The organism is Streptococcus thermophilus, assembly GCF_010120595.1.
GTDB lineage: Bacteria > Bacillota > Bacilli > Lactobacillales > Streptococcaceae > Streptococcus > Streptococcus thermophilus.
Genome location: NZ_CP038020.1, coordinates 1213035 through 1225616 on the forward strand (window position 1 = coordinate 1213035; position 12582 = coordinate 1225616).

The 12582-nt window shown below is 37.1% G+C and carries 12 protein-coding genes and 2 pseudogenes; 11 read left to right on the plus strand and 3 right to left on the minus strand.

The annotated features are described in order from the left end of the window. Positions 1-14 precede the first annotated feature (14 nt). The 5 genes from E3C75_RS06450 (at position 15) to sodA (ending at position 5681) form a co-directional block, all read left to right on the plus strand. A complete protein-coding gene (locus tag E3C75_RS06450; RefSeq protein ID WP_014608168.1) occupies positions 15-488 on the plus strand; it encodes a membrane protein in 474 nt (157 codons plus the stop codon). Beyond that, positions 485-880, plus strand: a complete 396-nt coding sequence (locus tag E3C75_RS06455) for a DUF4430 domain-containing protein (protein ID WP_002950368.1) — start codon at positions 485-487, stop codon at positions 878-880. The genes E3C75_RS06450 and E3C75_RS06455 overlap by 4 nt, the downstream gene beginning before the upstream one ends. A gap of 176 nt (positions 881-1056) precedes the next feature. Further along, positions 1057-3879 carry a phosphoenolpyruvate carboxylase gene (gene ppc, locus E3C75_RS06460; protein ID WP_111679539.1) on the plus strand — a complete coding sequence of 941 codons (2823 nt, stop codon included), beginning with the start codon at positions 1057-1059 and terminating at the stop codon, positions 3877-3879. 67 nt (positions 3880-3946) lie between these two features. Beyond that, the gene (gene holA, locus E3C75_RS06465) at positions 3947-4981 is read left to right on the plus strand and encodes a DNA polymerase III subunit delta (RefSeq protein ID WP_002946639.1); all 1035 of its coding nucleotides are present in this window, start codon (positions 3947-3949) and stop codon (positions 4979-4981) included. A 94-nt stretch (positions 4982-5075) separates the two neighbouring features. Next, positions 5076-5681, plus strand: coding sequence for a superoxide dismutase SodA (gene sodA / locus E3C75_RS06470; protein ID WP_011680996.1), 606 nt, complete (start codon positions 5076-5078; stop codon positions 5679-5681). A gap of 78 nt (positions 5682-5759) precedes the next feature. On the opposite strand, the pseudogene E3C75_RS06475 reads toward sodA, so the two are convergent. Next, positions 5760-7009, minus strand: a pseudogene (locus E3C75_RS06475) (ISL3 family transposase). A 133-nt stretch (positions 7010-7142) separates the two neighbouring features. On the opposite strand from E3C75_RS06475, the gene E3C75_RS06480 reads away from it, so the two are divergent. Further along, positions 7143-8576: a serine hydrolase gene (locus E3C75_RS06480; RefSeq protein ID WP_111679540.1), complete on the plus strand. Its 1434-nt coding sequence runs from the start codon at positions 7143-7145 to the stop codon at positions 8574-8576. Between the two features lie 40 nt (positions 8577-8616). On the opposite strand, the gene E3C75_RS06485 is transcribed toward E3C75_RS06480, so the two are convergent. Next, positions 8617-9264 carry a prepilin peptidase gene (locus E3C75_RS06485; RefSeq protein ID WP_014608171.1) on the minus strand — a complete coding sequence of 216 codons (648 nt, stop codon included), beginning with the start codon at positions 9262-9264 and terminating at the stop codon, positions 8617-8619. A gap of 108 nt (positions 9265-9372) precedes the next feature. Here E3C75_RS06485 and E3C75_RS06490 point away from each other — a divergent pair, with 108 nt between their 5' ends. Next, positions 9373-9894: a Dps family protein gene (locus tag E3C75_RS06490; RefSeq protein ID WP_011680999.1), complete on the plus strand. Its 522-nt coding sequence runs from the start codon at positions 9373-9375 to the stop codon at positions 9892-9894. Positions 9895-9946: 52 nt separating this feature from the next. Here E3C75_RS06490 and E3C75_RS06495 read toward each other — a convergent pair. Next, positions 9947-10144: pseudogene (locus tag E3C75_RS06495) on the minus strand (prepilin peptidase); the annotation flags it as partial. Positions 10145-10252: 108 nt separating this feature from the next. Here E3C75_RS06495 and E3C75_RS06500 point away from each other — a divergent pair. From E3C75_RS06500 to E3C75_RS06515, 4 genes are all read left to right on the plus strand, one after another. Next, a complete protein-coding gene (locus tag E3C75_RS06500) occupies positions 10253-10774 on the plus strand; it encodes a Dps family protein (RefSeq protein WP_111679541.1) in 522 nt (173 codons plus the stop codon). A gap of 88 nt (positions 10775-10862) precedes the next feature. Further along, a complete protein-coding gene (locus E3C75_RS06505) occupies positions 10863-11300 on the plus strand; it encodes a Fur family transcriptional regulator (RefSeq protein ID WP_100262404.1) in 438 nt (145 codons plus the stop codon). 109 nt (positions 11301-11409) lie between these two features. Beyond that, a complete protein-coding gene (locus E3C75_RS06510; RefSeq protein WP_022096801.1) occupies positions 11410-11616 on the plus strand; it encodes a YqgQ family protein in 207 nt (68 codons plus the stop codon). Continuing rightward, positions 11609-12577 (plus strand): ROK family glucokinase, encoded by a 969-nt coding sequence (locus E3C75_RS06515; RefSeq protein WP_084825911.1) that lies wholly within the window; start codon positions 11609-11611, stop codon positions 12575-12577. Before E3C75_RS06510 ends, E3C75_RS06515 begins: the two co-directional genes overlap by 8 nt. Positions 12578-12582: the final 5 nt, after the last annotated feature.

Below are 12582 nucleotides of genomic sequence, written 5' to 3' on the forward strand. Positions count from 1 at the left end.
GGCATAATAGATATATGAAACTAACGATTCAACGAATGGCTCGGATAGCCATTTTGTCAGCACTGGCAGTAGGATTGCGGTCAGCATTTATAGGATTGCCAAATATTCAGCCTATCACAGCTATGTTTTTTGTGTCTGTCCTTTATTTGGGGTTAGTAGATGGTTTCTTGATTATGGCTTTGACCATGTCAATCTCAGGATTCATCTTTGGGTTTGGTCCCTGGGTTTTTAATCAAATCTTGGCCTTCGGCATTTTGATGGCTCTTTGGAGCTTGATTGCACCTAGGTTATCACTTGTTTGGCAGATTGCTTTAGTAACTATTTTATCCTTTCTCTACGGAGTTCTCTTGGATTATAGTTATGGCCTCCTATTTAAGAGCGGTCTTACCTTTGTTGTTTCTGGACTTCTTTATGATACTTATCATGCAGTATCGACGCTTCTATTCTATCCATTTATTCAGTCTATTTTTAGGAGACTTTTGAAATGAAAAAATTATTGATATGTTTAGCTCTTGCCTTTTCTCTTGTTACTTTAGGCGCTTGTGGAAAAAATGAGTCTGCTAAACCTACTAGTAGCACAAACAATCATCAGTCTAAGGGTCAAGGCCAGGTTACTTTGATTTTAAAAACTGAAAAGGAAAGTAAGAAAAAATCCGTAGAATTCAAAAAAGGTGATACGGTACTTGATGTTTTAAAAGAAATATATCCTGTTCAAGAAAATGATGGTTTTATTACTGAAATTGATGGAATTTCTCAAGACAAGGAGAAGGGGATTTATTGGATGTTTGATGTCAATGGAAAAATCGGTGAGAAAGCTGCTAATCAACTTAAAGTTCAAGATGGTGATGAAATCAAATTCTACCAAGAAAAGTATAATTAAGATTTTAGACTCTAATTCAGAGTCTTTTTTTATAAAGTTCGGAAATAGGACTAATAATTTTTTTCAATAAAAGTCAGAAAATTGCAAAATAGCTGACGATTTACAGAAAAACAGTTTACTTTTGTTTTAAAAGTGATATCATAAAAGGGTACTACATAAAGTAAGGAGAATACGGTTTGGCTTTTAACAAATTGGAAAGCAGTAACAACCAGGAAATCATCTCTGAAGAAGTTGGTATCTTGAAAGAATTGTTGGATGATGCAACACGAGGCATGGCTGGTGAGCAAGGCCTCACGACTATCCAACATTTGGTTGAACTTTATGATGAAGGTGACTATGAGGCCCTTACACAAGCCATTTCAGAAATGACAAATGATGATATGGTCGTTGCATCACGTTATTTCTCTTTGTTACCTCTCTTGATTAATATCTCTGAGGACGTGGATTTGGCTTATGAAGTCAACCGAAAAAATAATATTGATGAATCTTATTTAGGTAAGTTGTCTGAAACCTTTGATGTTGTCGCTGAAAGCGACAATGCGCGTGACATTCTTGAAAATGTTAATGTCGTGCCGGTATTGACAGCTCACCCAACCCAGGTTCAACGTAAAACCATGCTTGAATTGACTAACCACATTCACGAACTTCTCCGTAAGCATCGTGACGTTAAGGATGGTCTTATTAATAAGGATAAATGGTATGCGGATTTGCGTCGTTATGTAGAGATTATGATGAAAACGGATATCATTCGTGAGAAGAAACTTAAAGTTAAAAACGAAATCACTAACGTTATGGAGTATTACAACTCCTCATTGATTAAGGCGATTAGCAAGCTATCGCACGAATTCAAACGTTTAGCGGTTGAAAAAGGTATCGAACTTGATAATCCAACACCTATTACAATGGGAATGTGGATTGGTGGTGACCGTGACGGGAACCCATTTGTAACGGCAGAAACTCTTAAACTTTGTGCGACATTACAAAGTGAAGTTATCCTCAATTACTATATTGAAAAAGTTGTTAACCTTTACCGCTCATTCTCACTCTCATCACGTTTGACTGAAGTTTCAGAAACAGTAGCAGAAATGGCGAAACTTTCTCCAGATACATCTGTCTACCGTGAAAACGAACCATACCGTCGTGCTTTCAGTTACATTCAATCTAAATTGATTCAGACGCTTCTTTTCTTCAAAGCAGGTAACTTTAGCAAGGAACGAGTTGCTAAGCGTCTTTCTGAAAATGTTCGTCTTGGCTCAGTCTCAACAGGTGAAGTAGTAGCTGATTTTGTGCATGACCGTCTCAGCCAAAGTCTTCAAGCTGTCTCACAACAAACTACCGAATTTTATGAAACAGCTGAAGCATTCCATGACGATCTTTTGGCAATTAAAAATTCACTTCTCGAAAATGATGATTCTGTCTTGATTTCCGGTGATTTCGAAGAGCTTCTTCAAGCTGTTGAGGTCTTTGGATTCTACCTTGCAACAATTGATATGCGTCAGGATTCAAGCGTTCATGAAGCTTGTGTGGCAGAGTTGCTTAAATCTGCAAACATTGTTGACAACTACAGTGAATTGACAGAGGTTGAAAAGGTTGCTGTTCTTCTCAAAGAATTGCAAGAAGATCCACGTACCTTATCATCAACAAATGTATCTAAGTCTGAAACGCTTGAAAAAGAATTAGCTATCTTCCGTACTGCTCGTCTTTTGAAGGACTATCTTGGTGAAGAAGTCATCAAACAACATATCATCTCTCACACTGAGAGCGTCTCAGATATGTTTGAGTTAGCCATCCTTCTTAAAGAAGTTGGTTTAGTTGATACTGAGCGTGCGCGTGTCCAAATCGTTCCACTGTTTGAAACCATCGAAGACTTGGAAAACTCTAATGAAATCATGAAACAATACCTTGGTTATGATATTGTTAAACGATGGATTAAGAATAGCAATAACTACCAAGAAATCATGTTGGGTTACTCAGATTCAAACAAAGATGGTGGTTACTTGTCTTCAGGTTGGACGCTTTACAAGGCTCAGAACGAATTGACCAAGATTGGTGAAGAGCGTGGCATTAAAATTACCTTCTTCCATGGCCGTGGTGGTACAGTTGGTCGTGGTGGTGGCCCATCTTACGATGCTATTACTTCTCAACCATTTGGTACTATTAAAGACCGTATCCGTTTGACGGAGCAAGGTGAGGTTATCGGTAATAAATATGGCAATAAGGATGCAGCTTACTACAATCTTGAAATGCTAGTTTCAGCTACGCTTGATCGCATGGTAACACGCCAAATTACTGATCCTGATGAATTGGTTGATTTCCGTGAAATTATGGATAGTATTGTTCAAGATTCTAATGGTGTTTATCGAGATCTTGTCTTCGGAAATGAACATTTCTATGAATACTTCTTTGAAGCAAGTCCAATCAAGGAAGTATCAAGTTTAAATATTGGTTCTCGTCCAGCTGCTCGTAAGACTATTACTGATATTTCAGGACTTCGTGCTATTCCTTGGGTATTCTCATGGTCACAAAACCGTATCATGTTACCAGGTTGGTATGGTGTGGGTTCTGCCTTTAATCACTATATTGAAGCTGAAGAAGGAAACCTTGAAAAACTTCAACACATGTTTGAAACATGGCCATTCTTCCGTTCACTTTTGTCTAACGTGGATATGGTGCTTTCAAAATCAGATATGAATATTGCCTTCCACTATGCACAGTTGGCAGAGAGTGAAGAAGTTCGTAGCGTCTTTAACATCATTTTGGATGAGTGGCAGCTGACTAAGAATGTCATTCTTGCTATTGAAAAACATGATGACTTCCTTGAAGAAAGCCCATTTCTTAAAGCGAGTTTGGATTTCCGATTGCCATACTTCAACGTCTTGAACTACATCCAAATTGAATTGATTAAACGGCTTCGTAATAATAATCTGACTGATGACGAAATTAGTCTTATTCATATTACTATCAATGGTATTGCAACAGGACTTCGAAACTCTGGTTAATAAAGTAAAGTTCATCGCTTCGGTGGTGAGCTTTTTGTTATAATGAAAATTCTGGTATAATATAACCATGATTGCTATGGAAACGATTGAAAAGCTGAGCAGAGAAAAACTTCCTAAGATAACTGTCTTGGCTGGCGAGGATTTAGGTCAGTATAGTCAAGCTAAAGAAAAATTTTTAAAACAAATTGGATTTGATTCAAGCGACTTGACCTATTCCTATTTTGATATGTCCGAGACTGATTATCAGGATGCTGAACTCGATTTGGAAAGTATGCCTTTTTTTGCAGATGAAAAGGTAGTTATTTTTGATCATTTCGCAGATATGACGACTGCTAAAAAGTCTTATCTAGATGAAAAAGCATTGAAACGTCTTGAAAATTATCTTCAATCACCTGTAGAAACAACACGTCTTGTATTAATGGCTTCTGGAAAGCTCGATGGGAAGCGTCGGTTGGTTAAACTCCTAAAACGTGATGCTTTGGTACTTGAAGCTAACTCTTTAAAGGATACAGAGCTTAGAACTTATTTTCAAAAACAGGCACATCAAGAGGGACTCACTTTTGATAAAGGGGTATTTGAGGAACTCTTAGTCAAGTCAAGTTTTGATTTTTCAGATATTCAAAAGAATCTGGCGTTTTTAAAAGGATATAAAACTGAAGGGAATATCTCATCGCAAGACATTACGGAGGCTATTCCTAAAAGTTTACAAGATAACATTTTTGATATGACTCAACTTCTTTTGAGAGGACAGATTCAAGATGTTCGTGAATTGGTTCATGATTTACGATTGCAAGGAGAAGATGAGATTAAGTTGATTGCTGTTATGTTGGGACAATTCCGCACCTATCTGCAAGTCAAATTGTTATCTGCTCAAGGTAAAAGCGAGCAACAAATTGTTTCAAGTCTTTCAGACTATCTAAGTCGGAAAGTTAATCCATTTCAGGTTCGCTATGCTATAAGAGATAGTCGTCATTTATCAGTTGCATTTTTAAAGACAACGATTAAGACTCTGGTTGAGACAGACTACCAGATAAAAACAGGAACTTTAGATAAAGATTATCTACTTGATTTAGCACTTTTAAAAATAGCGTCAAACAGCTAAAAAAATGGAAATTTCCAAGATTTTGTAAGCAAAATTTTTGAAAGCTCTATCACTTTATGGTAAGATGGAAAAAAATGAAAAGAGGACCTTTACTATGGCTATTATCCTTCCAGATCTTCCTTACGCTTACGATGCTTTGGAACCATACATTGATGCTGAAACAATGACTCTTCATCATGACAAACACCATGCAACTTACGTGGCGAATGCTAATGCTGCGCTTGAAAAACACCCTGAAATTGGTGAGGACCTTGAAGCGCTTTTGGCTGATGTAGAAAAAATTCCAGCAGACATCCGTCAAGCACTTATTAACAATGGTGGTGGACATCTTAACCACGCACTTTTCTGGGAACTTTTGTCACCAGAAAAACAAGAACCAACTGCAGAAGTAGCAGCCGCTATTAACGAAGCATTCGGTTCATTTGAAGCTTTCCAAGAAGTTTTCACTACGGCAGCGACAACTCGTTTTGGTTCAGGGTGGGCATGGCTTGTGGTTAACGCAGAAGGTAAACTTGAAGTTGTTTCAACTCCCAACCAAGATACACCTATCTCAGACGGTAAAAAACCAATCTTGGCACTTGATGTTTGGGAACATGCTTACTACCTAAAATACCGTAACGTACGTCCAAACTACATCAAAGCCTTCTTTGAAATCATCAATTGGAATAAAGTTGCTGAGCTTTACGCAGAAGCTAAATAAGTCTAGAATCATCCTCAGTCTTGAGGGTGTTTTTTTTGGGCTCTTTGTCAACTGTAGTGGGTGACGAAAAGCTAACATCTAGAGAGGACCGGATAGGTCCTTTTTTTATGTATGTTCAGTGTGATGAAGACACGCTTCTTAAAGTTGATAAAGTTTCTAAAACCGAAGCCCAAACATTTGATGTCTTTGATCAACTTATTAGTCGCTTCAAGTTTCGCGTTTGAATAGTCCGTTTCTAGTGCGTTTTTGATGTATTGCTTGTGTCTAAGAAAAGTCCTAAAGACAGTTTGAAAATAATGATTGACCTTGCTCCTATTTTCCTCTATCAGTTCAAAGAACTCATCTACTCTCTTCTCCTGAAAGTGAAAAAGCAAAAGCTGATAAAGTGTATAGTAGTCAGTAAGCTCTTTTGAAAAGACTAGTGTCTTCGCAACAACTTCATGTGGTGCTAAAGTTTGGCGGAAAGTCTTTGAATAAAAAGAGTTGAGAGATAGTTTACGGCTGTCCTTTTGGAAGAGTCGCCAGTGATTTTTCAAGGCTCGATAGGGTAGTGACTTCTTATCGAACTGGTTCATAATTGCAATTCTTGTCTTTAAAAAGGCACGTCCAAGGTGCTGGATGATGTGGAAACGATCAAGAACGATTTTTGCGTTTGGAAAGAGCTTGCGAGCCAGTGGAATATAAGCTCCAGACATATCCATCGTGATAAACTGTACCTGTTGTCGGACTTTCAATGGATACTTCAAAAAGTAGTTTCGTATAGTAGTTTGGCGGCGATTATCAAGGATGGTTATGAGTTGGATTGTCTCATAGTTTTGAGCCACAAAAGCCAATTCCCCTTTCTTGAACCCAAACTCATCCCAGGACATAACAGCAGGGAGTTTGTCATAATGTTCCTTGAAAGTAAACTAATCAAGCTTACGATAGACAGTGGACGTCGACACGCGAAGTCTTCTTGCAATATCAGTTAGTGACACCTTCTCAGTTAGGAGTTGTGTAACTTTTTGTCGGACTAGATTGGAGATTTGGCAGTTTTTCTCAACGATAGATGTCTCAGCCACCGTTACTCTCCTACAATTTTTACACTGGAAACGACGTTTTTTCAGACGTAGTAGAGTTGGCGTTCCCGCTTGCTCGAGAAGAGGGATTTTAGAAGGCTTTTGAAAGTCGTACTTGATCATCTTTCCATGGCAATGAGGACATGATGGTGCAGGGTAATCAAGTTTTGCTTGAATCTCGATATGAGTGTCAGTTTCAAAAACAAGTGAAATCTTGATATTTTGGTCTTTGATTCCGATTAATTCTGTGTTATTCTTAATAAGTCTCATAAGTTCTTCCTAATGATGGTTTGGTTGCTTTTCATTATAGTTCTTATGGGACTTTTTGTGTACACTCAAAAAGCTCTATAATCCCTACAGTAGTTTTACCCACTACAGAAATTATAGAGCCTTTTTTTGTAATATGGTTGTAAAATCTCCTTGCTTTTTGTACTATTATAGCTTAAACTATAATTGGTATGAAAAAAAGAAAAAATATTCAAGTGAAAAGTATAGTGGAAGCCGCCAAAAAACTAAATATAAGAAGAAAGATTCGCTAAAACAAGACCTTCAAAAAGACGTTAAGAAAGACAGTAAAGATAGTAAAAAAGATGTCGAAAGAAGCGACGAGAAGAATAACAAAAAAGATAAGAAAAAGGTTTCTAAAAAATCAGTAGAAAAGAAACCAGTTGAGGAAACATCGGTACCAGTAGGACACAAGGAAAAAGAAGAAAAAACTGAAACCTTATTACTTAGAAGTAAACGCTCTAAAAAATCTAGAGCGAAATCATTCAGTGATGATAAGAAACCTTATCTTATCTTAATTCTTCTGGGTGTAGTAGTTATTCTTGTGTTTGTTGCTATGCTTGCCTTAGCAGGGCGAGGAAAACAGGCTGGTCACACTGGGGACCTTGGGAACATTTTTGGTTCTAACTCTAAGGTAACTAAAAAAGAGGATAAGAAAAAAGAGGAAAAGGTAACTCCAACCAACAAGTCAGCTGAAGCTAAAAAAGCAGTCATGGAAGCAGATGCAGATACGATGTATGCTAATGGATTGTATTATGATTATGCTAACATGACATTGAACCAAGTGGTTGAAGCATTTATGGCTGATCAGGGAATCGAGTCTAGCCAAATTGCCTTCTCATATAAAAATACCAAGACAAATGAGCAATTCTCTATGAATGATACTCAGCCAATGACTGCAGGATCAACCTACAAATTGCCACTAAACATGCTTGTTATGGATGAGGTTAATAGAGGGAAGCTTTCTTTAACTGAACGTTTTGATATTAATAATACTGAATATGAATATCAAGGAGAACATGATAAGTATGTTGCCTCCTTTGGTGGTGCAATGACCATCCCAGAGATGCAAGAATATTCTCTAGTTTATTCTGAGAATACGCCTGCCTATGCATTGGCAGAACGTCTTGGCGGTATGGAAAAATTCTATGGCATGCTTGATAAATACGGTAAGTCAAAAGGGAAAGTTAAAACTATTCAAATGCATGGTAATAAGACAACAACGGATTATTACATCCAAGTCTTGGATTACCTTTGGAAACACCAAGAGAATTATAAGAATATTCTCCACTATATTGGTGAGTCTTTCCCAAATGAATACTACAAAACTTATCTTCCTGGTTTAACCATCTATCAAAAACCAGGCTACGTTCGTGAAGCACTCAACGTTGATGCTATTGTCATGGAAGATACACCTTATATGGTAGCAATCTATACCGGTTACCTTGGTGGTTCAACTGAGGAATCAGATGAAATTAGCGGTTGGGGTCTTCAACAATTGGGGATGCTCGCTTATGTTATTAATGAATGGCACCGTGTCAATATGAATTAATACTGAAAAGGCCGATTATTTCGGCTTTTTTTCTATACTATTACATGAAGGTAAGAATTAGAACACTAATAAAGAGAAATGGGACAAAAGCGACTGTTTCATTAGGGTTTTTACGTACTAGGAAGTACATAAGCCCAAATGAGCAAGCTAGTTCAATAGCTATTAGTATTTTGGAAAATGGGAAAATGAGGGAGACACTGGCCAAATAGAGAAAATCACCTTCACCAATATTTAAACGTTTGATATATGACAGAACGGCTAAACTTATTCCTAAGCTAAAAGTGAGGTAGTGGTTTCCCAAACATAGGAGAGGTAGTGTTCCAAGAATCCAAATTAGAAGGGGATATGATTTATTTTTTAAATCAAAAATAGTTAGACAAAGACTGAAAAAAAGCAAATAGGTTCTTCCAAAATCTAGGTAGTTATAGAAATAAAGAAGAAGTATTCCTCCACAAAACAATTCCAAGAAGAGATAACGGTATGGGATAGAGCTTTGACATAACCGACATTTGAACCTTAAGAAAAGTTGTGATAGGATCGGAATCATTTCGAAAAAACGTAACGGATGCCCACACTGATTGCAATGGCTTCTAGGAAAAATAATCGACTTCTCAGGAAAACGATCACAAATCAATCCAATAAACGAGCCTAAAGAGGTACCAAGAAAAAAATATAAAATACTAAGCATACCTAACTATTCGAAAAAAGACAGAAAAAGCGTTTTACTTGTATTTTATTTATAAATATTTTAAAATATAGACATAAACAATAATGGTTCTAAATAAGGAGAAAGAATATGACAGATTCAATTAAAGAAACAATCAAGGAAACAGTTAACCATCAAGCAGAGACACCAACAAACACAAAAACCAAAGCAGTATTAAATCAAGCGGTTGCCGATTTGTCTGTAGCAGCTTCTATTGTGCATCAAGTTCATTGGTATATGCGTGGTCCTGGTTTCCTTTATCTTCACCCAAAAATGGATGAATTAATGGATAGTTTGAATTCCCATCTTGATAAGATTAGTGAGCGTTTGATTACCATTGGTGGTGAACCATACTCAACTTTGGTAGAGTTTTCATCTAATTCAGGTTTGACTGAAACTACTGGTACATTTGATCAACCAATGTCTGATCGAATTCAGCTATTGGTTGATATATACAAATACTTGTCTGTCTTGTTCCAAGTTGGCTTGGATATCACAGATGAAGAAGGAGATGTTCCTTCAAATGATATCTTTACGGATGCAAAATCAGAAATTGATAAGACGATCTGGATGTTGACTGCAGAACTTGGACAAGCACCAGGCTTGAAATAATCAAATTTTGAGTTAAGATGATTTTATGGAAGTCACGGCTCTACTTTTGGTGGCTTTGACATAACCGACATTTGAACCTTAAGAAAAGTTGTGATAGGATCGGAATCATTTCGAAAAAACGTAACGGATGCCCACACTGATTGCAATGGCTTCTAGGAAAAATAATCGACTTCTCAGGAAAACGATCACAAATCAATCCAATAAACGAGCCTAAAGAGGTACCAAGAAAAAAATATAAAATACTAAGCATACCTAACTATTCGAAAAAAGACAGAAAAAGCGTTTTACTTGTATTTTATTTATAAATATTTTAAAATATAGACATAAACAATAATGGTTCTAAATAAGGAGAAAGAATATGACAGATTCAATTAAAGAAACAATCAAGGAAACAGTTAACCATCAAGCAGAGACACCAACAAACACAAAAACCAAAGCAGTATTAAATCAAGCGGTTGCCGATTTGTCTGTAGCAGCTTCTATTGTGCATCAAGTTCATTGGTATATGCGTGGTCCTGGTTTCCTTTATCTTCACCCAAAAATGGATGAATTAATGGATAGTTTGAATTCCCATCTTGATAAGATTAGTGAGCGTTTGATTACCATTGGTGGTGAACCATACTCAACTTTGATAGAGTTTTCATCTAATTCAGGTTTGACTGAAACTACTGGTACATTTGATCAACCAATGTCTGATCGAATTCAGCTATTGGTTGATATATACAAATACTTGTCTGTCTTGTTCCAAGTTGGCTTGGATATCACAGATGAAGAAGGAGATGTTCCTTCAAATGATATCTTTACGGATGCAAAATCAGAAATTGATAAGACGATCTGGATGTTGACTGCAGAACTTGGACAAGCACCAGGCTTGAAATAATCAAATTTTGAGTTAAGATGATTGTCAAGAGTTCCTTTAAAAGTGTATAATAGATACAAAATTCTTTTAGAAGAAGAGAGGCGGCGATATGTCTGATCATCGACATAGTCTAGGTGTTTACGAAGATATCTTGAATCAGTTAAAAGCTAAAGGGATTCGATTAACCGAATCCCGCAAAGCTGTTATCCGCTATTTGATGACGTCTGATCAACATCCTAGTGCTGATGTGATATATTATGACCTTCTCCCTGATAATCCAGGTATGAGTTTAGCAACGGTCTATAACAACTTGAAAGTGTTAGTCGAAGAGGGAATTGTCTCTGAAATTAAGGTTAATAATGATAATACAACATATTATGATTTTATGGGGCATGACCACTTAAACATTGTTTGTGAAAAATGTGGTCAAATTACTGATTTATATTTACCGATTCCGTCTTTCAAAGAAGAGGTAGAATCGCAAACAGGATTTCGCATCACTCGTGAGCAAATGATTTTGCATGGCGTTTGTCCGAATTGTCAATAGATAAGAGCCTAAGTCAAATAGACTTGGCTTTTTGTCTAGGTACATAATAATCTATAAAGGTTTTCAAAATTATCTTGTCATGCCTTGAGCTTTTTGCTAAAATATTTCTATGAAAACATTATATGACGTTCAACAGTTGTTGAAGCAGTTTGGGGTAGTAGTTTACTTGGGTAAAAGGCTCTATGATATCGAGATGATGAAGATTGAACTGGAAGCGCTTTATAAGAATGCTTTGATAGACAAGGAAAACTATCTTATTGCTGAAATGATTTTACGACGTGAACATCAGATTGAAATGGAGAAGGAAAATGAGTAAGAAACTCTTAGGTATTGACCTTGGTGGAACAACTGTTAAGTTTGGTATTTTGAATGCAGATGGTGAAGTTCAAGAAAAATGGGCTATTGGAACAAATACGTTTGAAAATGGTAGCCACATTGTTCCTGACATTGTAGAATCTTTGAAACACCGTTTGGAATTGTATGGACTTACTGCTGAAGATTTTATTGGAATTGGTATGGGATCTCCAGGTGCAGTTGACCGAGAAAATAAAACAGTAACGGGTGCCTTTAACTTGAACTGGGCAGAAACTCAAGAAGTTGGCTCTGTTATTGAAAAAGAACTTGGTATTCCATTCGCTATTGATAATGATGCTAATGTGGCTGCACTGGGTGAACGTTGGGTTGGTGCTGGTGCTAACAATCGGAATGTTGTCTTTGTAACATTGGGTACAGGTGTTGGTGGCGGTGTCATCGTTGATGGTAAATTAATTCATGGTGTTGCCGGTGCTGGTGGGGAAATTGGTCACATTATTGTTGAACCTGACACAGGATTTGAGTGTACTTGCGGAAACAAGGGGTGTCTGGAAACTGTAGCTTCAGCAACAGGTATTGTACGTATAGCACATCATTTGGCAGAAAAATACGAAGGAAACTCTTCTATTAAAGCTGCTGTAGACAATGGTGAGTTTGTGACAAGTAAAGATATTCTCGTAGCTGCTACTGAAGGTGATAAGTTTGCTGACAGCATTGTTGATAAAGTCTCTAAATACCTCGGACTTGCAACAGCAAACATCTCAAACATTCTTAACCCAGATTCTGTCGTTATCGGTGGTGGTGTTTCTGCCGCAGGAGAATTCTTGCGTAGTCGTGTTGAAGGATACTTTACACGTTATGCATTCCCACAAGTTCGCCGTACAACAAAAGTGAAATTAGCGGAGCTTGGAAATGATGCAGGAATCATTGGAGCTGCTAGTCTTGCTTATAGTATTGACAAATAATGAGA